Here is a 23,423-nt window from a genome sequence, read left to right as displayed (position 1 = left end):
GGGACAATATACCAGAAGCGTTTTCTAGAAATGAAAGAATTGGATTGTGAGCTTGAATTGAAAAATGTTAGTTTCATGGAAAAGTTACTATTCGCTAAATTCGCTTTTTTTTGAGAAGGCGATCAAATGGAATGTCACCCAAGTAAAAGCGCGATCGCGCTTGCGTAGATTTCCCCTAAAGGCTCGCATTTATTGTAACGGAAAAACTTCAGACTTGCCCAAAATCTTTCAAGCTCAAGGGCACAGAGTTTAATGTTAAAGTGCATCGGGGGATCGGGTTCAAGCTGCCTCGAAAGCACTTGTGACACGACCAGACGGGGGTGCAAACCCCCGCCTGGATGTTAGCTCACTTCTAGGTCACTCAACTGACCCTGAGTTAATAAGAGTGCAGCCGCCTCACCGTTAACGGGTTCGGAAAAAAAGTAGCCCTGACCGTATTTACAGCGGAGGAGTTCGAGTTCATGCATAGAATCTAGGGTTTCAATGCCTTCTGCAATCACATCCAGTCCTAGGGTATGCGCCAGGGTAACAATGGTTCTGACAATTTCTGAATCGTCATTGAGCGGGGACATTTTGGTAATAAAAGATCGGTCGATTTTTAAAACATCTACGGGGAAGCGATGGAGATAACTCAAAGACGAGTAACCTGTGCCAAAATCATCAATGCATAACTGAATATCGAGGGCTTTGAGACGATCCAGGATGGCGATCGCCCCTTCAGGGTCTTCAACTAGGGCGGTTTCCGTAATTTCTAATTTCAAATCCCAGCCATCGACCCCGGTTTCCTGGAGAATCTGCTCAACGCGATCGCTCAAATTTTGAGTCAGTTGTTTCCCGGAAAGATTCACACTCATTTTCAGGGAAGGATAGGTGGGAAATTGCTTTTTCCAGCTTCTTAACTGACTACAGGCTTGAATCAGCGCCCATTCGCCAATACGTTCGATCGCACCAGTTTCCTCGGCAACGGGAATAAATACATTGGGAGAAATCCATCCTTTGCGGGGATGCTCCCAGCGGATCAAGGCTTCAAATCCACTAATTTCTCCCGTAGAGAGTCTCACAATAGGCTGATAGAACATTTGAAACTCGCCGCGTTCGATCGCCCAGCGCAGATCCGTCTCCAACTCCAAGCGCAGGATGGCTTCCTCACGCATGGTCGTATCAAACACCACATATCCGCCTTTTTCCCGGGCTTTGGCTCGATACATGGCGATATCCGCATCCCGCAGAAAATCGGGCTGACGCCGATCGCCGGCGGTACTATGAACAATGCCAATACTCATCCCAGCAAACACCTCGTAAGTTCCCACGGTAAAAGGCTGACGTAAGGTTTCGTGGACTTGGTGTGCGACGGCGATCGCATCTTCAACCCGGGGAATATCTTCCAACAACAAGGTAAATTCATCCCCCCCAAACCGGGCGAGGGTATCGTTGGGACCTAAACATTGTTCCAGTCGTCCCGCGATCGTCATCAACAAGCGATCGCCCACGGAATGACCTAAACTATCATTTACCAACTTGAAGTCATCCAAATCCATAAACAGAACCGCAAACTCATAATCCGCTTCACTCTGAGCGCGGGAGACTGCTTTGACCAACCGATCCATAAAAAAGCCTCGGTTCCATAACCCGGTGAGTGCATCGTGAGAGGCATTGTATCGTAGTTGCGCCTCTGTCCATTTTCGATCAGTAATATTCACCACGGACCCTTCATAATACATCAATTGATCACGAACATCGCGCACTGCACGAGCATTTTGAGAAATCCAAATCATCGTACCATCAGCCCGATAAACCTGGGCCTCAAAACCTGAAACCACATCTTGTTCCTGTAACAGGCGAATAAACTCCTCTGGACAGCGCGGATCAACGTAGATTTGATGGGAGCGATCGCACAGATCCGCCATCAATTCCGGGATGGAAGCATACCCATAAATCGCCGCCAAAGCTGGATTCCCATTCATATACCGTCCATCCAGGGTCGTCTGAAAAATTCCTTCTACCGCATTTTCCACAATACTTCGATAGTTGGCTTCAGCTTGCTGGAGTGCCTTTAAGGTCTGTAACCGATGTAAGACAGACCCGACTTGGATTGCCATTGAGGAGATGCGCGGCAGCATTCGCGGATCCAGTTCCCCCGGGGTTGACTGAAAAAAGACCAACACCGCCAGGACCCGGCGATCGGCTAGAATCGGAATCCCCAAGGCACTGATAAGTCCGCAGGCGATCGCGCTGTGCTCCCTGGGAAACCCTTTCTCAGGTTCTGCGGCGAGATCCGCAATCCATTCCGGTTCTCCCGATGCCATGACTCGTCCGGGTAACCCCTGATTGAGTTCTAACCGCAAGGCACTACACCTGGGGTAAGAGGTTCCCGGTGCAGCGTAGTACACTCCAGAACAGTCTAAAGCGGTTCCCTCGGGGTTGGCAACCCAGGCTTCCCCTGCAGAGTATCCCACGGTTTCCCCGAGGCTACAAAGTGCGATTTTTAAGGCGGATTCAAAATCCGGTGCTGCACTCACAGCTTGGGTCATGTTCTCCCACAGACGAGTGTGAGCTTCGACTCGACTAGGGTCTTCAATCTCGATTCCGGTGGCGATCCAATAGTCTAATGTCTGGCGATCGCCCGTGAACACGGCCCGAACACACCACTCCACCCAGATTTCTTCTCCCTGCTTTGTGAGAACGCGGTTTTGGATTCGTTGAGTTTGACTGTGCTGGGTGAGTTGCTTAAAGGTGTGAGAGACTAATGGTCGGTCAGCTTCGGGGATAAATGTCTTCAGATAATTCATCCCCAAAGCTTCCGGACGAGTATAACCGGCGCTCTCTAACATGGCTTGATTCATAAAGAAAACTGTGCCATTGGGTTTTATGGCACAGTTAAAGGCTGGGTTGGTATCGAGTAGACTCAACAATCCGTCTGAGGCGACTGGCAACGCTTCCTCCTCGGGGAGATGCCCTTTGAACTGGGTTTTCATTCTCAGACTCATATAGTGCAGCATCAGGAATGTTCCGGTGGTACTTATGAAGATTAACAGGGCAATTTGATAGGGCTTTTGGAGGTTTTCTCCGGGGTTGATTACCACCAGGAGGGATGATTCGGAAACATCTTGAGATTGGTGAGGTTTGGACGGTTCGCCAACTCTAGGGGTCTCCTCTTTTAAGTTGGCTGAAATTGAGGAATTCTCTGAAAACAAATAGTAATTTAAAACTCGGATTAATTTCTGAAATTGGGTAAATGGGTTGTTAATGAATAATCCATGTTTGATGAATTTCAGATCCCTTTGAGGACCATCGACTCGGGTGATATCCCCGACTTTTCCTAAGCGTTGTTCCGTCACCCCTCTGGCACGAGTGGGGAAAGAATCAGGACGACTTGAAACGACCCAGAAGCCCGGAGGAGTGGCTGCGATCGCCGCCCCAGGGAACTGTCCTCGGGTCTGGGCAAGTTGGCCTCCCCACCCCAGTCCTCCACCCTGCTGGTCCAGGACAAACACACCCCCGGCGATCGCCACTAATCCCAGGGCCAATCCTGCCCTCATCATTTTTTCTCCCTTCTGAATCTTCATTTTCTGCCCATTCCCCGCCCATCACGTTTATAGTTTAGGACTTGTTTCCGATTAACCGTTGTTTGCTCCGACACAAAAGTTCCCGAAAATTGGTTTGACTTCCGTTTGAGGTAGTTCTGAGTTATTGTGAATATTTGTAACTCCTTCAATCATCCCTTCCCTGTTCCGATTGCATGACTACAAAGATATCAGAAGAACAGGGCGATCTATTTTTTGTTCATAAAAATTTAAAAAATTTTTAAAACCCCTGTTAAAAGGCAACAACGAGAGTCATTTTGTTCACTCTGAACCCCGTTATGCAAACTTTTCCCTCTTGATTAACTCAACTCAGAACAGCTTGTCAACCGTAGGGACACGGAAACTCAGTGTCCCTAGGCGATTCAATTTCACACCCGTATCCAATCCCGCAATCGAGATTAGGGAATGGGTAAGGTCATGATAAACTCAGTTCCCGATCCAGGAGATGACTCACAGTCAATTTGGCCGCCATGTTTTTCCACCACAATTTGATAACTAATCGACAAACCCAATCCGGTTCCTTTCCCCGGATCTTTTGTTGTAAAAAACGGTTCAAAAATATGTTGTTTTGTCTCCATTGTCATTCCTGGACCATTATCTGCAATTCTGATTACGGCATAGTCACCCACTCGTTCAGTCCGAATGCAAATCCTGGGGGTAAAATTTTCGGGAGAACCGTTGGTCAGTTTCGGTACTTTTCCCCGCATTTTGAGATGTTCTTTCCCCTCTTCCTCTAAAACATCGATCGCATTCCCCAGTAAATTCATAAACACTTGATTCAGTTGTCCGGCATAACATTCAATCGGAGGAAGTTCCCCATACTCCTTAATCACTTCAATGCTTGGCATTCTGGCTTTGGCCTTGAGACGATTTTGTAAAATCAGTAAGGTGCTATCAATCCCTTCATGAATATTCACCGACTTTTTCTGAGCTTGATCCAGACGGGAAAAGTTTCGCAAAGATAGCACCACTTCCCGAATGCGATCGGCTCCCACCTGCATGGAAGACATCAGCTTGGGAAAATCTTCTATTAAAAAATTCAGGCCAATTCCTTCACTATGCTGTTGAATCGTCGGAGTGGGTTCTGGATATTCTTTGCCATACAGTTCCACCAGATCTAAAAGGTCTCGGACATATTGGCGAGCATGAGCGATATTTCCATAAATAAAGCTCACGGGATTGTTGATTTCGTGAGCAACTCCGGCCACCAGTTGGCCGAGACTGGACATTTTTTCCGTTTGAATCAGTTGGGTTTGAGTTTGTTTTAATTCCTGTAAGGTTTGTTTGAGTTCTTGAGCTTTTTGTCGAAATCGTTCTTCCGAACGGCGCAAGGCATCCTCGGTTTGTTTGCGTTCGGTAATATTTTGGGTCATAATCATTCCGGCAATGGTTTCTCCCTGTTCATTTTTCAGGGGTAAGGTATGCGCGAGATAGAGACGACTGCCAAAGGGAACTTCAGTCACGCTTTCCTTACCAGCCAGTGCATCGCGATAGAGGGTTTCGTAGAGCCTCGCAATGTCTGAGGGGAAGGCTTCGGCGAGAGTTTTGCCTTGGATTAATTCTTTAGATAAGCCGACTTTGGGGAGTTCGGTTCCTTCTGCCAGGGTGTGACGTAGGTCCCTATCAAAGAGGCAAACTGTCCCATTGGGAAAGTTTTTTGCTAGGGTGCGATATAGGGTTTCACTCCGGCGTAAAGCCACCTCCATTTGTTTGCGATCGCTAATATCAATGCCGATAAAAACGGCTTTGGTTCCTTTGTGATATTTCTGAGAAACTACTAAATAGCTGCGGGTTTCTCCCTTGGAATCTAAGGTGATTTCCGTGGATTGGGTGAGTTCAGGACTGGCAAAAAAGTCCTGAACCATCTCGGAGAATTTGGGGCTGGTTTGTAAAAAACCCACCGGGCGATCGGCAAAGCTATCGACTGGCATTTGAAAGGCGGCGGCTAAATGGCGATTCACTCCCAAATAGCGTAAATCTGAACTGACCCAAGAGACTAAACCGGGAACGGCATTTAAGACAGCTTGGAGTTGCTCATTAGCATTGTGCAAGTCGGATTCTGCTTGTTTGCGTTCGCTAATATTTCGCACAAAAGCACAGTGATATTCTTGACCATTAAAGGTTAAATAGTTGACCCGGACTTCTACGGGAATTGAGTGATTTTGCTGGGTGAAATAATTGGATTCAAAGGTAAAGGTTCGAAACTGTTTGATCGCTCGCCAATGTTCGGCCCAAATCGGAGGAGAAAAGGCGGGGTCAATTTGAGAAACGGTTAGGGCGCTTAACTCTTCTCGGGTATAGCCGAGTAACTGACAGGCGGCTTCATTAACATAGCTAAAATGGGCATCAGGGGTCATCCAGAGGACGGCATCTGCCGCTTTATCCATTGCAAATTGAGTGAGTTGTAAGGCGTCGGCGAGTTGTTTGCGCTCGGTGAGGAGTTCGGCAGACAACATCAACCCGCCAATTTCGCCATCATTGGCGATCCAGGGTTGAATATCCCATTTAACCCATTCGAGTTGGCCATTGGGTTTAATGAGACAATCCTCATGGCAGAATGGTTCTCCGGTTTCTATACAATGTTGATAGCGCTTTTGCCAGGATTCGCCCAGATGGGGAAAGAGTTCATAATGCGATCGCCCAATGGCACAGGTGCGATCGCCGGAACCATATTCACTGTACCACCGTCGCGACCAAGCCAAATAGCACATCTGGCGATCGACCATTGCCACTGCTGCCGGAACATATTCCACAAATTGGGATAAGACGCCTTCGCTTTGCTGGACGGCAGTTGGGATCTTCGAGGATGCCAATCGGCTGGGTTTGGGATTACCATTGAGGGCGGGGTTGGGTTGCACCTTGAGGGATTGATGGACTGAATGTTGCATGGTGGGAATCCTCCTGGTATGGAATGCAGATAGGGTTTCCGGAGTTGTGGAGTGAAGTTCCTTGATGCGATCGCCGATTTCTGGCTTTTGACTGGTCTTTTTCCAGGTTCAAAAGTTCCGCACTGCGATCGCAGGAAGACCGAGTTGGACTGTGGTACTCAGATCCCACGCATCCGAATGATAGTGCCGCCTGGAAAGAGTGATGCAAACCCCGACCATTCGCCGAACCCATTCAAAATTGAGATATAGATGCTTTTTTGAGAGGATGACCCTCGAATGTCCAGATCGAGATACTCCCTTCTAGCCTTCCTGATGAGTTGTTAGTCTATTTTGGTTCAGCAGTAGTTTCTGGCGACCTGATTTTTTTGGCATTTTAGCCAAAATCTTTAACAATTTGTAGCATATTTTGACCTAAATTTTAATTTTTGTAAAAGCTTGACAATTGAGACAACCTATGTTCTTATCAGGGATGGATCAGAATCGCTCCAGTCTATCTGCGATCGCCCCTAGGGTGATGTCGCCAAAATCCCGTCAAATTGCCTCAATCAATCCTCCCCGCTGGTGCTAAAAATTTAGCCATTTCCTCATTAAAAGTGGACCACCTATGCACCCACCGTTTTAACTTTCGGCATCTGGCGATCGCGAAGGATTCAAGGGCGATGACTCTAACGAAGTGCCACAAATCTTGCAAAACTGAGCATCGCGATCGTGACGAGACAATCCACATCCTCCACAAGGACTTTCAACCCGGTTAGCATTTCTCACTAATTCTTTAATTAACGCCCCCAGTTGTCCCGGAATCAAAGCAATCCCAGAAATAATCATCAAAATCGTCAGTAATCGCCCGCCTTGAGATAAAGGCGTCACATCCCCAAATCCCACCGTTGTCATCGTAACCACGCAAAAATATACCGCATCGATAAACGTGCGAAATGCCTCGGGATTTGTGGGATGTTCGACTTGATAAATTAACCCCGAGTAAACAAAAACAATGGTAAACAGGGTAAAGATAATCCGGCGAATAATTAATTGGTCTTCACCCTCGGTACTGTCAAAAAAAACTTGACTTTCCACAAAGCGCAGCAACCGCAAAATCCTAAACCATCGCAATAGCCGCAAATAACTAATCCCAAAATCACCGATAAATAGGGGGATAATTACAATTAAATCAATCAGTGAATATAGGCTGAAAAAGTAACGTATTTTCTGTTTTGCAGACCAGAATCGTATAATATATTCCAGAAAAAATATGATTAAAATAAACGTGTTCAGCTTGTCTAAAATTAAAGTAAGCTGAGGGGGTATGTTATAAGTTTCAATAACAAATATTGCCGAAGATAATAAAACCAGACTGGTCAAAATGAGGTTAATCCATTTTCCAGCCCGGGTTTGGGTATCATCTAAATAAAAAGAGAGTTTTTCGGCCAAGTTTTTCGGGATGAAATAGTATAAATTCAACTGCATCGAGACTTCCAGTTGGAGGCGGGGGGTTTAATTCCCCGCTTCCTTCCAGAGTCTGGAATCAGAGGGTGACTCCTGGAGGAATCCCTAGAGCATCGGTACAGGATGAGATTCAAGGGCCGAAAACCTGGTAACAGTTCCCGTTATCTAAAACTGGACCGATGTCCTAGTTCCTGAGAACTTAACGAGAGCGTTTCTCCTTTTCCTGACGGCGGCGATCGCGCCATTCCGCTGCAGTGAGATAGATAATTCCTCCCGTTACCAGGACCATCAACCCTAGGGTTCCAGTTGCTAGAACAGTATAGATAGTCGTGTCCACAAGTCCTCCCCAATCAAAAATTAGTGTTAACAGAGTCCGAGTTTAAGGGTCGGCAGTCATCCATTCCTGGGAAGTCACCTGAACAGAGGGCCGCTGAGGGGGCTATTTTAGTTAGGTGGTGGCAGTTCACCTAAAATCGTGAATCGGACGTGATTGATTGCCAAATCCCCCAGACGGATCTCGCTTTTATGTAACGGTACTCCCTTGAGTTTGAGACTTTCAAACCGGATCCCTTTGCCCAATTCCACATGATACCAAGCTAATCCCATAAAAAACCGCATCGGGTTAGGGCCGCTATCTTGATTATCATCGGGATTGGATTCCATTGGGATCCAACCCAATCCAGGAATGTAGAACTCCAACCAGACATGATTGTAGTCTGGTTGCATGGGAACCCCTTGGCGATCGGGGTGTGGGGGACATTTATAACGTCCCACAGTCCGACAAGCAATCCCATTTAAACGCAAAAGAGCCAACATTAAACCCACATATTCGCCACAGGAACCGATACCGCGTTCGAGGACAATATCCGGGGTATCAATGTGGGGTTTGATGCCGTAGTCGAGTTTTTCATAGACATAATCGCGAATCTTGAGGACCTTTCGCAGGAGATTGGTTTCAGTCCCGATCGCCTCAACTGCCGCCTTGCGAACAATTTCCGTATCCATTGCCAGATTGTCATTATCGACTAAATAGCGATCGCCAAACTCTGGGGGAGGTTCGGGCAGATTTTCCACATCCCGAGGGGAAAGACGATATTTAATACTGCGGACCTCCAAAAGAGCTTTCCAACCAAAAACCCGCGCCTCGTGGGGTTTGAGACTGTCGAACTTAAAGACAGCAATCCGTTGTCCATCCAGAATTTCTTCCTCAAATGGCAGTCCGATCGCCTCAATTTTCTGCAATTTTTGGCGGGGGGTTTCAGCGGGAAACGCAATCCGCCATTCCAAACCTGTCAGGTCCAACTCATCCAGGGGAGAGAGTTCCTCAACATAGGAAATTTCCATAAGATAGCCGTTGGATAAGGCGAAATGCTGATCTTCATAGTAATGAAAATGCAACGGATGAATAAACGTGCGATCGCGAAAGGCCAATTGGTGCGGATCGGCGGAATTCGGGTCATCCCGAATATAGATTTCTTCCGTTGCATAAGCCACATAGAGAATGTCTTCCCCAGTTTCTGGATGGCGATGAAAAGCCAAACCGGAGGGACGTTCAAAGGGAGTCAGGACACTAAAAACTAGAGTACCTGTGGCGCGATCGAGACAGTAAACCGTTTGTTCTTCAGAATCAGAAACCCACAGGTATTCTGCCTGGACCGTCAAACTTTCCACCCCGATTCCGGGGGCGTAAAACCGGGTAATTTCCTCCCCAGTTTTGCGGTTAAAAATCAAAATGTAGCCAGTTTTTTGAGAACTCACATAAACCGTAGGACCCCAAACCGCCACCCCATTCGCCGGATAGGGTAAGGTCACGAAATGTTGGGGATTGAGTTCTTGAGTTCCCAAACTGGATCGGGCATTTTCACAAAAATAAACGCTGTTTTCCCGGGTTAGCCAGAGAGTATCTTCCCAGAAGCAAAGGCCCGTGGTATCGACAAATTCAGAAGCATGATAGGGATTGAGAATTTTGGTGTTGTCGTTCGTACAGTCAATTTCCAAGAGATAGCCCCGGGCGGAATCAATGGCAATCAGTGCATCGCCAACAAAGGCCATAGAGTGCAGCTCATAGACGCCATAAGGTCTAATTGTTCGTAACCAGGGGTCGATTTGATGGGAGAGAACAGGTGAATCAACGCTCATAGAAAACTAATCTAAGGGGGTGAAAAGGGATAGGAGATCAACGGATAACTGGGGTAGAGTCAGAACGGTTGCTTTTTCAAGCCTTGGTTAACTTGTCTCCTGGAAGAGACGGAAAGTTTGCCCTGGGGTTGAGAGCGGTTATGATGGATTTAAACACTTATCGAAGGGTTTAAACCGGCGATCGGAGTGAATCCGCGATCGCCACCCCATATTAAGAGCAGGGTGATGTCTCTTGAAGGGTGCAAATCCTTGAGAAACCGCAGGAGTGGGGGTAAAGAACCCCGCGATCGCTACGGTTTGGGGTGCACGGTTGCTAATTTAGCAATTTTAGTGGGATTCAATGTGTTCAGAGAGAGCGGTTCCCTCTCGGCAGGACGGGTCCATTTCGTTATCCCGCCTACTTTTACTGTCTAAATTCACCACAAGGCCCCTCTATTATGATTTTAAGAAAGTCTTCTCTTGCCTTAATTTCTCTATCGATGGCATTCTCCGTTGGATTCGGTGGGAGTGCCGGGTTGACCAAACCCGCAACCCCCGGTTCTGTCTCCCGCGCGATCGCCCAAAATCAGTTACCCACGAATTGGAACGTATTTGAAACCCCTGAAGGCGCACCCGGACGACGGATTGGCGGCGGAACACGGGGGACCTGTCCGAAGAGTGCATCCGGCATGATTGCCCTAGTCCCCGAGAATAACCTGGGACTGACCCTCTCGAATACCCCCACCTTCTTGTTTTACGTCCCTAAAATCGAGGGGGCCGATCCGGGGCAGATTGAGATGGAATTTCTCCTAATGGATGAATCGGACCCCGAAAACGCCCAAGAAATTTATCAGCATAGAGTTCCTTTGCCCACCGGCGGAGGAACCATTGCCCTGACCCTACCGCCGGACAACAATCTCCCTCCGTTGCAAATCAATCAATTTTATAGTTGGTATTTCTCACTGATTTGCAATCCGAAAGCATTAGAACCCTCGATGTTATCCATTGGGGGTTGGATAGAACGGGTCGAATCCTCACCGACGTTGACCCGGGAACTTGAGCAACTAACATCCCGCGATCGCATTGCCGTTTACGAGCGGGAACTGCTGTGGTTTGATGCGATCGGCTCCCTCGCCCAACTCCTCCGGGAAAACCCCAACGACCCCTTGTTACGGCAAAGATGGAATGCTCTGTTAGAATCCGTCAATCTCTCAGAAATTGCTCAGGCCCCTTTACTCAATCTGGAGCAGGAGCAAACCTCAACCCGCGATCGCCGGTAATTTAGGACCCACAATTTCAGGTTAACCTCAGACCCTAGGGGCAACCCCGAGGCGATCGGATTGCCCCTAACCTCTCTTCTATAGACCCCTGTTTCATCTATCGCAATAATGCCCGAAAACCGGCTTGAATAAAATGAATATCTGAAGTAACAGCATCGATTAAGTTTTGCTGTTCCATGACAATAAATGAAAAACAATCGACTAATCCCCATGTTTTGTCGGCTCTGGATTCATATAAAATTAATCCTTTTTCAAAGAGTTGAGGGGTGATATTTACAATTGAAATATTATTAGTTTTCTAACATTTTTGAATAAAAGCAGAGACTTTATGACGATCATAGCTGCTGAGTGCATTACCAACTTCCATGAAGATGGCTTCGGTGATCCAGACTTCTTGGGCATTTTTGACCCGAGGGAATAGTTGCAAGGCTGGAGAATGATATTGGTCGCGGGGATTAAGAATAGCTTGAATGAAAACGGTGTCTAAAAACAGTCTATCTTGACTCATGTTTTACGGTTTTAACTGTTTCTTTTGGTTGTCCCATATAAATAATGATCATGTTCGCTAGACCAATCTTCCTGTGCTTCATAAGTTCCTGCCATATCTTCCAGGAGATCCCAAGCATTTTTCTCCGTTGTTTCAGTCTGTTTTTCTTGAGAAATAATGTGGATTGTATAACGGGTATTGGGTTCTAAATTTAGGTGCGTTTCTGGATAAAACGCTGAACCATCATAAGTGACTGTTACTTTTTCCAACATATTTGAGGATTGGGTTGTATTTTTTGATATTATATCACCCATTAACTCCCCCCTCTACCGCGATCGCCCACCTCTAAAAAGCGATCGCCGATGATTTAGGACCCACCCTTTCAGGTTAACCTCAGACCCTAGGGGCAACCCCGAGGCGATCGAATTGCCCCTAAGCTCTCTTCTACAGTTAAAGGAGTAGGGTGGTGAAGCCACATAGCTGTGCGGTGGCTTCACCACCCTACAATTGCTTCCCCCTTTTTAAGGCATTGCCCACATAGCTGTGCGGTGGCTTCACCACCCTACAATTGCTTCGGGGGTAGGTTTTGGGCTATTTTATTTTTTGGTGGGCATTGCCCACCCTACAATATTATTTAGAAAATCCTACAAAATATTTATCCAAATTAAACAACTTATTTAATTCATGTTGAGCTTTTTGATAAATTCGCATCTGTCCCGTTTCAATATGAGCAAATCCTTCACTTCCAGGCCGTAAACTCTGGTCGTGATTATCAATTAAAATGGTCAAAGTCAACATGGGATTAGTCCCCGATGGATCCAAAGCAATCTTCCGTGAAATATCTTGAACCTTGGCCCGGTAACTAGGACTATAAGGGTCACGAACCTTGAAAATCACGGGTTGATCGCGCTGGACCAAATTCCCATCTTCCTGGGAGACTTCTACCGTCGCAGTAAGCTGGGATAAATTAACAATTTCCATCAGTTCTTGACCCATTTGTACTGGAGCTTGATCCACTAAATCTAAATCAGCCGTCACCACGGTTCCTGTGATTTTAGATTTTAGAATCAAATCCTGTTGGCGATCGCGCAATCGGGTCAGTTCCGCTTCTGCCTTAGCCACCCCTTCCGATTCATTCTTGATTTGGATGACTGCCGCTTCGACTTCTGTTTCCACAGAACGTTGTAATGCTAACTGTTGCTCCAACTCATTTGCGCGCTCATCTCGCACTTCTTTTACTTTATTTTTAACTTCTTGAATCTGTTCATATTTAGCCGCAATTAATCCCTGTTTTTGTTCAATAAAATTTTCTCTTTGACGGATTTCGCTTTCATATTGGCCGATTTGCTCGCGCTTCACCTTCATTTGACTCATTTGTTGGTTAATCTGAGCTTTCAGGATATTTTCTTCCTTCTGAGATTTATTAAACTCATTCTGGGCTAACGCCCCTTCCATAAGAATTTCTTGATATCGTTCAATCTCCGATTGTAGAATCTCTAAATTTTCCTGATAACTTGTCGAATCTATTCCTAATGCCGCAATTTCATGCTGAATTCCAGCAATCTGTTTTTCAATGCCAATCTGATTATTTTTTGCTCCGGCTATTTCACTTTCAATACTATTAATTTCTTCTTCTAACTGCCGAATTTGCGGTGAATTGTTCCCCGAGATAATGGCTTCAAACTCTGCTTGTTCTTTTTCCGCACGACTGCGGGCGATCGCCACATCCTGTTTAACCTTATTTAGTTGCATCTGGCCCATATTCACCCGACTTTTTGCATCGTCAAGCGCTGAATTTGCCTGTTGTAAAATCTGTTCTGCTTCAGCAATTTGCTTCTCTATTTCTGCACTATAAACTTCCGCAACAATATCCCCTTCTGTAACCTCGCCATTACTCTTAACTTTCAGATTAACCGTACCCGCTACTGAAGTCGTAACATGGTGACGTTCATAGCTGCGAGAGGTAATTTTTCCTGCTCCCGTGACATGATTAGAGATTGGAATTCGGGCGATCGCCACCCCACCCACCAATAAAAACAGCAGCATTAACCCCTTCCCGTAAAACCGAGAAGCAGCCGGTGGCTTTGCCGGAGGAACCGCTTCAGGAGTCGGCGAAGCTGGCGCAGTCGGTGGGATAGGTGGTTGAACCAACGATTTCGGTGGCACCACTTTTAACGGAGACTTTTGGGGTTGATTCGGATTAGAACTCATAACAGTCAATGCCCTGAATAGAAAGTCAGCAAATCAATTTTTATTGCTAGGAAAGAAAAAGTAAATTAACCAAATGACTAAAATTAAAAGAGCCGTAGTTGGAATATTCGTCAAACTCCAATCGGCAATTCGAGCGAATAAAAACCCAAAAACAAAATAGATATAAGCCAAACTTAAAGGCGCATAAATTGCTAAAATTAAAATATCTCCTCCCCTTTCTCGTAACGGTTTCCCGCGCAACAAATTTCCATATAAGGCAAACGATCGCGTCCTGAGATTATTAATCCCCGTCAATGCCACCGCTAGATAATAGCCGTCAAACTTAGCCATCGGATTGAAATTAATCGCAACCGTGACTAAAGCCGCCACCATCAGTAAATAACTCGCCGTATGTAGCCAACTACCGGCATGAGTCCAATTCCAAAACCATAAAGCACCGGCCCAAATTGCAAATTGGACCAACAAACCAGCCCCCACAACCAACACCCGCTTAAACCGAGATAAACAGTAAGAATCCGTCGTATTCGTATAAGCCGCAGGCATAAACATCATCAGCAGTAATCCCATATTAGGAACCACCCCGCCAAAGTTTTTTAACGTAAAAGCATGACCCAATTCATGAAAAGCCACCACCAGCATTGACAGCAGAGCAAAAGGAATAATTAAAGCAGGACCATTCGCTTCCATGAGTTGCTGTCCCGTATAAAAAATGATTTCCCGCTGACGAATTCCCACGACAACAGAAGCAGATAAACAGAGGAATAAAAGCACCGCAAATGGCTTCGTCCAAATCCAGCGAATTCCCTCAATATGGCGAGTCAGCCAAGGGTCGGGATTGAATAAAGGAATCCGAAAATAAAGCAACTGCATCGGGTTAAATTTGCCCCGAGGAGGAGTGGGCACCGTCGTACCTTCCAACATAGCGGATGTCGTCAACAGTCGCAGGAGATTTTTGAGTTCTTGTGGGGTAATACAGAATTCTTCAATAATTGAAGAGGGCGATCGCCGTCCCAATTGGTCGATAATCACCTTATCGGAATCACTCAACTGTAAAAAGGTAAAATCCTCCGGATTGCGAAGAATCCAATACCCATCTGGATGGTTAATCCACTGAACAGATGCTTTAAGGGTTGGAGAATTTGAAGGGCGATCGCCCGCAGCTTTTTGGGCATCAGATGGCTCAACATTTTGCTCTGAATCATCCCGGGCTAAAATCTGTAACTCAATCAATTTTTGTAGCAAATCCGGGATAAAATCAGCAAAAATTTCCCCAGAAAACTCCTGCTCACAGCGAGTTTGAATCTCAAAAACGGTATATTTTCCGGTAAAATAGTTTAAAGCATATCCTTCAAATTCCGAAAAAATTACTCGGAGATTGCCTTCAATTGCTTTGAGCAGAACTTGGTCAGAATCAGGGAGAGGAGACAGAGTCCAGTAAGGGGTTAAATCTGGACAAATCCAATCCATAGAAGTCTCATCCTCAGCCGCTAAAATACCCAATTCAATCAGTTTTTGGAGGAGTTCCCAGACAAAAGAGGGAGAAAGGGAGTCATCAAATTGCTGCTGACAACGCCGCTGGATTTGGGCGATCGGCAACTTCCCAGTGAAATGCTGTAAAACAAATCCTTCCATCGGAGAAAACGTAAATTGACCATTCCCTTGGCGCGACTTTAGCACCACCTTATCCGAACCTCGGACCTTAGCCAGTTGCCAGTAAGTGCCAAGATTCGGACAAATCCAGTAGTCGTAGTGGTTTTGAGGGTTGAGGGGTTGAGGGTTCATGGCGATCGCATCAGGGGTGAGAGGGTCTAGGGGTTCATCCAGTAGGTTACGGTTCTATTTCTTTATTAGGAGTAATCCCCGGGAATTATGCGGCCTGAACAATTTTGTTGCAAAACTTTACATCCAGGGGGGCGATCGGTCAAGTTTTGGGGTCATCGTAAAGAGCGATCGCACTTGGGATTCTAGCAACCGGGTTTCTCTCTCCCTGCCACAGTTAACTCTAATATTCACCGAAGAAACCCCGCTTGTTTTATTGTCACACAATTTACCCTTAACATTGTTTTCAAAATATCAAAAATCATTTTTCTTGTCAATAAAAAAGCCCAATTTTTGAGACTCAAAGCACCTAAAACAGGTAGGGTGGGCATTGCCCACCAACAGTCTTTCATTAGGTAAAATAAACAGGTAGGGTGGGCATTGCCCACCAACTACTCAAATACTCAACTGCTCGGTGGGCAATGCCCACCCTACTCAAATACTCAACTGCTGGGAAATCGGCCAACCCGTTTCTTCAGCAGCTTTTTGCAATATTTTTTCGGCTAAACTATCGGAAAGGGTTGGTTCTGATTCTTGTTGAATTTGGGCCTTTACAGGACTAACTACCGCAAAAATACTACTGAGAAATACGGCACTAATTAGCGTAATTAGCCAAGTGGCTTTTCGGCCAGACATAAATGGTTTGAAGAGTTTTAAAGATTTCATATTTTTTGACAACATTGATTTGCTGAATTTTGGTTTAAGAATTAAAACGGTAAACTTGGGATTATTGATTTTTGGGTTTTTAAGTAATTCGGAGCTTCAATACATAAGATAATCCCCAATATTTTCAACGGCTATCTTTGAATGCCCAATATTTTCAATAACTCCAACATAGTCGATTCTATTGTGGATAGGAGTTGAAAATTCTGGGGAGTCAAACTCAAACCTTCAAGCCATAATTGACAGAGTTGACTAAAGTTTTCCAGATGAGAACAAATCAGATGTGGCGCTAGTTCGCGACTACTTTCTGGCAAGACTTGAGGCGTAGCTTCCACTAAGTCCAGTAATTTGACAGCATTAGCTGATTCCCAAGTTAAGTTTTTCAGGTCATCCCAACTCATACTTGGATTGATTCCTTCGTCTTTACCTTGTCGGACTAGAGTCAAGCAACGTTGATAGGTGAACTGCACAAGAGCAAAAGTATCGTTGGACTGGAGTTGACCCACGGTACTCAGATTAATCGGTGCAACTTTCGTCAGAGGAGTGCTGAAACAATACCAACGTAGTGCCTCGGGACTCATCGCCTTCAGGAGTTCGTTGGGATGGAGGTCTGGGATGGCTTGGAGTTTCTGGCTGGGTTTGTGGAAGGCGTAGAGTTTGATGGGTTGAATGGTGATGTATTGAAATTGGGCTGGGCTGTAGCCAAGGCAGCGCATGGCAGCGTTGAGCAGGATATCGTAGCCACCGTAGTTATGAGGGCGCAGGACGATAATTTTGTCGCAATGGTCTTGCAGAATTTGATGGTAAACGGCAAGGTCTTCGAGGAGTTGGGTATATTCCCCGTCGCGGTGTTGGAGGGGGCGATCGCACTCGTCCCCAAAGTCGGCTGTTTTGATGTACCAGTCTTTGGGTTCGTTTTTGAGGGTGGTTTGTTGGATGTCGGGGGGGAGGTCGGCAGCGAATTGTCGGGATAGGGAGGCTTGGTAGATGTTGGGGTTGGTTTTGAGGCTGTTGAGGAAGGTTTCGGGGTTGGGGGTAATTTCGGGGGGGGTGATCAGGGTGTGGTTGGTTTGTTGGAGGAGCGTTTGGAGGGTGTCAGTGAGGGTGTAACGGAGTTCGGCGGATGAGGTTAGGTATTCTGGGGGTATAGGTCGGGTGTCGAGGTAGGTTTGGTGTGGTTTGGTCATAGTATTTTTGAGGATGGGGAGGAATGGAGGGCGATCACACCTTTGAGAAATGATTGAGGCGTGATCGCACCTTCGGGGAACGTGCGATCACAGAAGCCTTTAAAACTATAGTCTTGAGCTTGCTGCTTGTGCTATGTAAGTAATTGCTTTTTGTGCAGCTTTTATGGCAGAGTGATTATACTCTGTGAAGCAAGAATACATACCGTTTTGAATTCGCATATTTGATGAGTTCCATTCTTCAAACACTGACCATAATGCCACTTTCAAACTATCAGCAACATCAACTATCTCATTTAGATATGTTGTTTTGCCTTGGACAGCAAAATTTATACCTGCGGCTGTTTTAGAATGAAAGAATAATTTAAACAAGGCACTGAAAGTTTTGATGATGCTGAATAAAGTAGTTAAACCTGAATATATTTTAGACGTGGAAACAAAGCTGATATCATCAGAGTTAATATGTGTAAGGTTACTACTTTTCAGTGTGTTCAATAGACGACTTAAGTTGCCAAAGCTTTCCATACTTGTTACCGCATTAACGAATTCAGATAATACAGAAGAGGATAGCTTTATATTCTCATCTTTAGCTATCTTACTCATAAGATCTGCTGTGTTACTGAACAGCGATGGTAGCTGTTCAAATAGTTTATCAAAATCCCCATTTAATGCACTTTCTAAGGCTTCAAGTATAGGAGTTTCGTAGATTGTCTTAACAAGATCATACATATCTTTGGCTTTCTCAGTCATAATTTGTTCTTGTGTAAGATCAGGCAAAGCCTCAAACGCTGATTTTGCAGTACGGAAGCCTCCAGATTTAACTTCCAAAAATATTCTTGACAAATTCACTCCTAATCCGATTGAGCGGTAGATTCCATTAGCTGCGTCCAGTAAAGCATTGCCAAAATTAAAATAATACAGAGCTTGAAACTTTTCGGTAATTTGATTTAACTCTGAATAGTTTTGTTCGACAATCTTAATCGCATTGCTACTTACAGTATTCTCAAATACTGGATCATTAAAAGAGTAGCTGTCAATTGCATTGCCAAGCCTTTCATAAGCCTTCTGTGCCTGCTCAATAGTACCCATGCCCAACTTATTTTCAAGAATTTGCATATAGCTAAACTTTTTCAAGAGGGTTCCTGGGTCATTCAAAAATTCTTTGCTTAAAGGATCTGCTTCTTTGGGCAAATTGACTCCAGAGAAAGTGTGTAAACTTGTCAATCTGCTTTGAGCAACATTTTTGAGAAAATCATAATCAGCTATTAGCTGAGGATTTCCTCGAAGCATTACTTGCTTAAACAGATTTTCCTGAGCAGGAGTAAGCTTTGTACTTTCATTTAACCAAGCTTCTTCCTCGGCTTTGCGTTGAGCTTCCTCCTCCTCGGCTTTGCGTTTTGCCTCAGCCTTACGCCGAGCTTCTTCCTCAGCCTTACGCCGAGCTTCTCGTTCAGCCTCAATTTCCTTACGAACTTCATCCCGTTTCTTAACAATGAAGTTGTAAGCATCCTCGATTGTTTTGAAGCCCCATTTCCAGAGAGCTTCTAAAACCCGCTTTCGTTCCTCTGGATCACTGAGGAAAGCATCAATCTTACGTGCAAAATTAGCAATATGCTGCTTGGCAGCAGAAAGCACCTTCTCCAAACCTGTCCGAGTTGCCGCAATCTTCGCATCAACCCCATGAATCTTGTTCCATAGATGCCCTGTCTTATCACCCAAGAGGGCATTGACAATATCCGCCACAGCTTTCTGAGTACGAGGCTCCAGCCAGTTGGTAATACCTTTTAAGCTATTACCAATCCCATTAATCGTAGAGCTAACACCACTCGCAATTGCATCCACCGCAGGCTTCACAAGCTGGTTGTAAGCATTGAATTCAAACTTGACCCCAAACTTATCAACCTTGATGCCAAGATTCTTAGTCCACTCAACAGCACTCAGAACTTGCCCTTTGAACTTGCCAACCAAATCATTCGCACCACTAACCGCACGATCAACCGCACTGCGGAACGAATTAGCCGCACTTGCAATAGCCTGATTAATCTCAGCACCAGTGCGATAAGCATTCTTAACCGCCTCAAAGAACGTAGAAATTGCTGACTTAACACTATTCTGAATAGCTTCAAGTTGCCCTTTCAGCCAACTTTGGGCATTGTTAACCGCACTCTTAACCGCATTTCGTCCTTGACGAACCAGTTTACGGGCATCTTCTTTGCGATCCTTAATCCAACCATTCCCAAAATCCCAAATATTGTCGATTTTGCTTAGTAAGGTATTAGCAAAAGAATCAGCCTTATTCTTGATTCCATTTCCAAGACTATCAACCGTGTTTTTAATCGGATTAGCAATCCCGTCAACCCAATTTCTCGCATCATTACGTGCACGATCTAAAGCGTCATTAACTTTCTTCCGCTGCTCGGCATTCATCTGATCCAGCAGCGCCTTCATCTCTTGCTCATAACTGCGCTTCTCACGCTCAAGCTCGGCAATCCGTGTATTCGCCTTAGCCCGCTCCGGCCCAGCAAAATTGTTCAGGGCAGTATCATAAATCCGTTGAATCCGTGGATCGCTGAACAGAGAACCAGCAGCAGCACCGCCACCACTGCCGCCTGATTCTCCAGGGTTCCACCCCGGTAAGCCTAATTCAGATTGAGACAGTTTATGCTTGAACTTGACAATCAGTTCATAGTCCGTGGTTACACCCTTCGGACTATTCACCCGCAACATATATGTTCCTGGAATTAAATCCGCAATAATATGCTCATCCGTAATCCCCTCCCGCATTGAATACGCGATGGGACGATTCCGCACATCGTAAAGCACCAAATCCGCATCTGCCAGCAATTGACGCAACTCAGCCGTAATCCGACCACCCCGCGATAACGTAAACCGATAGTAATCATCCGGCACTAAATTACCCACCGTTTCACCCGTCAAACGAGTTTCAAACGGATCAACCGGGCCAAACTCAGGCAATGGCTTGGCAATATACCAATCTAAACCACCCTTACCCTGCTGCCGTGCAATCTCTGCCTGACGTGCCAACTCAGCCAAACGCGCTTCCTCTAAGCGACGCTCTTCCTCCTGACGACGGCGTTCCATCTCTTCACGCAAGCGCCGTTCTTGTTCTTCCAATTCCCGTTGCTTGGCTTCTGCCTCCCGTCGTCGCGCTTCCGCCTCTTGGCGAACTCGCTCCTGTTCTCGCGCAAATGCCTCCTCTTGTTCCCGACGTATGCGAGCTTCTTCCTCTTGCCGCTGCCGTAACTCAGCTTCCCGGCGCAAACGTTCTTGCTCTTGCTTTTGCTCATAATTAGGATGATGCTGCGGAATCCAAATCCAATCTCCTGCGGCGATCCGATGAACATTAGCAAGTCCATTTTTGTTGCCAACAAATGCCCAGTAGTCTGAATCTACTCCATTACCCATAGTTCGTTGAGTAATATGGCTTATAAATTCATTTGGTCGTATTTGGTGGCGAACCCAATCGTAATAATCGCCATTCTTCCAGAACCGCTCCGCGTGCGCCCAAATCTCAGGAGCTACCTTATCCGGGTCAACTGTCGGCATAATCGGAGCAATATACTCATAATCTGCATCCGAATCCTCAAAGGACATTTCTGCAAGTTGTCGGAATGCTTCAATCTGCTCTGGAGTTAAATCCTCTGCATCAAAGGTTTGACCACCGAATAGCTGATAACCTGGTGTTGCTCGATCCAAATTCACCACATAGCCTAAATCTGCCAGAGAAGCGATTGTCACTGCACTAATGGGCGCAGGTTCCCCGGTAAACCCATTCAGGTCTGCTGTCATAATCTCATCAGGGAACAACTGTTGATGCCAGTGCAAACTCGCTGAACCATTCCCTTCTGTTTCTAGAGCAACGGTATCCTTCAATCCGCCCGCCTTCTGGAACTCATCAACCGCATTTTTCCCGTTATATTGTGCCAACGGTGTACCGGCATAATTGACCAGCCCCTTCGCCTCCCAGAGATTGCCAAACCCTAACGCATGGAGAAACTCATGTTGTGCCACATCAAACAAACTGCCAGACTGTTCCAACTCAGCAATATCTGTGGCATCCAATTGCACCAAAGACTGAGCAGGCAACAATGACCCATAGCGCATAAAGTCAATCTTAGTCCGGGCTTGGGTTCCCCCGGCAGCATCTAAATCAGCCGTAGAAATCTTGATATTGATATCGTCAATAATCTTGCCATCAACGATCGCCGTCGGTAAACCCTGACCAATCAAAGAGGCCACATTCTTCGCTGCCGCTTCCAGAATTTTCTTCTGACTTGCTGTCAACGGACTGTCAAACTCTAAATCAATATTGAAAGGTTGCGGTTCGGTACTCTCAAATCCATAGAGCATATAGGTTGCAGGATGCTCATTCCGAGGCTCCACCTTCATCAACACCTCGCCACTGACATTGCCCGGTAATTCCAGTGTGTGGCTGCCCTTACCCAAAACTTGAGTCCCTAATAATTTACCGTCAGGAGTCAGATACTTAATCGATAATTCCCCATCCAGAACCGAGAAATCAGCCCCATGCAAGTAGCGACCCTCCATTCGGAAAACATCCACAGGGTCGATACTGCTGACCTGATCGATAATATCGACGGTTGGTGACATCAACAGTTGAGTGGCTTTTTCAATACTGTTGCCGCCTGTATCCACAGTCGTTTTAGGAATGGATGGCACAGTCGCCGCTGGATGAGTCGGATCCCCAGGTAGTGGTTTATTTTCCGGATTTGAGGAAACAAAATTATCGGTGATGGTACGCTGACCCGGTTTGACGGTGTAGGGTTCGGGTTCAGTTGCTTTTGCTAGGGTAATAGCCGCAGTAATATTCAGCAATCCTGCACCTGTCCGACTATCCCAGTTCGGTTGACCTAAATCTGTGGCCGTGCGTTTGATAATGTCGATAACCTGAGTGTAGTTAAGACGAGGATTAGCAGCCCAAACTTGAGAAATGGCACCCGTCACTTTAGCTGGAGCTTCATAACTGTTTCCATCGGTAATCAAGTCTAGTGCAATACCACTTCCTGAGTCATCCGGTGCATCATAAGCCTTCGAGAGAGCTACAGCATCATTAACTCGTGTTGCAGCACCCACAGTCACTACATTATCAAATTCTAAACTCGCATTACCTAGAGCAGAAATCTGACCCGGTTCATTACCTGCTGGCACGACAATCAATACATTATGCTGACGTGCATATTCAATGGCTTCTCGTTCTTGGGGCGTTAATTGATAACGAGTCGTGACATTCCCCTGGGCATCAACCTGAGTTAAGTCCAGATTCAAATTAACTACCGCATTTGGTTGACCCGACTGGCGAGTTGCATCCACAAATTCGACCAAAGATTCCATCCAGGTCTCTGGACCAACGGCTCCTCCGACCCAAATCGGTGCATCGGGATTAATCCCATCAATTCCAATGCCGTTGTCTCGTTTGGCGGCAATAATTTCTAGGATATCCGTGCTGTTTTCGTTGGCTTCTCCTTCCGGTAAAGCTGGGCCATTATTTACATTGGTAGAATCTTGCGCCCAGGTAACTTTGGAGTAGTCAATATCAGGATTATTCGGGGCCAATCCGCTGCCTATCATACCCACTAACGGTTGATTAGAGGCAGCAAAACTAAAGGTGGGTGGGGTTACCGGAACTGGTGCAAATGTCTGGTCAACCATTTTTTCCAGACGACCCACTAAAGCTAATGTGTTTTCACTAATCGATCGCGAAGTGT

The 23,423-nt window shown here is 45.9% G+C and carries 13 protein-coding genes; 1 reads left to right on the top strand and 12 read right to left on the bottom strand.

Going from position 1 to position 23,423, the window contains the following annotated elements; translation table 11 throughout:
* Positions 1-341: 341 nt before the first annotated feature.
* From J0895_RS03720 to J0895_RS03700, 5 genes are all read right to left on the bottom strand, one after another.
* Entirely contained in the window at positions 342-3,566 is a 3,225-nt protein-coding gene (locus J0895_RS03720; RefSeq protein ID WP_207086779.1) for an EAL domain-containing protein, read from the bottom strand.
* 416 nt (positions 3,567-3,982) lie between these two features.
* Positions 3,983-6,472, bottom strand: a complete 2,490-nt coding sequence (locus J0895_RS03715) for a PAS domain-containing sensor histidine kinase (RefSeq protein ID WP_207086778.1) — start codon at positions 6,470-6,472, stop codon at positions 3,983-3,985.
* 618 nt (positions 6,473-7,090) lie between these two features.
* Positions 7,091-7,936: an ion transporter gene (locus tag J0895_RS03710; protein WP_207086777.1), complete on the bottom strand. Its 846-nt coding sequence runs from the start codon at positions 7,934-7,936 to the stop codon at positions 7,091-7,093.
* Between the two features lie 178 nt (positions 7,937-8,114).
* A complete protein-coding gene (locus J0895_RS03705) occupies positions 8,115-8,252 on the bottom strand; it encodes a hypothetical protein (RefSeq protein ID WP_015148176.1) in 138 nt (45 codons plus the stop codon).
* Between the two features lie 107 nt (positions 8,253-8,359).
* A complete protein-coding gene (locus tag J0895_RS03700; protein ID WP_207086776.1) occupies positions 8,360-10,054 on the bottom strand; it encodes a transglutaminase-like domain-containing protein in 1,695 nt (564 codons plus the stop codon).
* 437 nt (positions 10,055-10,491) lie between these two features.
* Here J0895_RS03700 and J0895_RS03695 point away from each other — a divergent pair, with 437 nt between their 5' ends.
* Entirely contained in the window at positions 10,492-11,313 is an 822-nt protein-coding gene (locus J0895_RS03695; protein ID WP_207086775.1) for a DUF928 domain-containing protein, read from the top strand.
* A 298-nt stretch (positions 11,314-11,611) separates the two neighbouring features.
* On the opposite strand, the gene J0895_RS25625 is transcribed toward J0895_RS03695, so the two are convergent.
* The 7 genes from J0895_RS25625 to J0895_RS03660 all read right to left on the bottom strand — a co-directional run bounded on the left by J0895_RS25625 (position 11,612) and on the right by J0895_RS03660 (position 23,385).
* Complete coding sequence (locus J0895_RS25625) at positions 11,612-11,821, bottom strand: hypothetical protein (RefSeq protein ID WP_242541027.1); 210 nt, start codon at positions 11,819-11,821, stop codon at positions 11,612-11,614.
* An 11-nt stretch (positions 11,822-11,832) separates the two neighbouring features.
* A complete protein-coding gene (locus J0895_RS03685) occupies positions 11,833-12,114 on the bottom strand; it encodes a hypothetical protein (RefSeq protein ID WP_242541026.1) in 282 nt (93 codons plus the stop codon).
* A gap of 316 nt (positions 12,115-12,430) precedes the next feature.
* Positions 12,431-14,011, bottom strand: a complete 1,581-nt coding sequence (locus tag J0895_RS03680) for an HlyD family secretion protein (protein WP_207086774.1) — start codon at positions 14,009-14,011, stop codon at positions 12,431-12,433.
* Positions 14,012-14,044: 33 nt separating this feature from the next.
* Complete coding sequence (locus tag J0895_RS03675; protein ID WP_207086773.1) at positions 14,045-15,793, bottom strand: zinc metalloprotease; 1,749 nt, start codon at positions 15,791-15,793, stop codon at positions 14,045-14,047.
* 471 nt (positions 15,794-16,264) lie between these two features.
* Positions 16,265-16,465, bottom strand: a complete 201-nt coding sequence (locus J0895_RS03670; protein WP_207086772.1) for a hypothetical protein — start codon at positions 16,463-16,465, stop codon at positions 16,265-16,267.
* 161 nt (positions 16,466-16,626) lie between these two features.
* A complete protein-coding gene (locus J0895_RS03665) occupies positions 16,627-17,679 on the bottom strand; it encodes a DALR anticodon-binding domain-containing protein (protein ID WP_207086771.1) in 1,053 nt (350 codons plus the stop codon).
* Between the two features lie 105 nt (positions 17,680-17,784).
* Positions 17,785-23,385: a S8 family serine peptidase gene (locus J0895_RS03660; protein WP_340643443.1), complete on the bottom strand. Its 5,601-nt coding sequence runs from the start codon at positions 23,383-23,385 to the stop codon at positions 17,785-17,787.
* Positions 23,386-23,423: the final 38 nt, after the last annotated feature.

The sequence above is a fragment of the Phormidium pseudopriestleyi FRX01 genome, assembly GCF_017313335.1.
GTDB classification, from domain to species: Bacteria; Cyanobacteriota; Cyanobacteriia; order Cyanobacteriales; family Laspinemataceae; genus Laspinema; species Laspinema pseudopriestleyi.
Note: the sequence above shows the minus strand (reverse complement) of the source record. Positions and strands in the feature narration are given on the sequence as shown.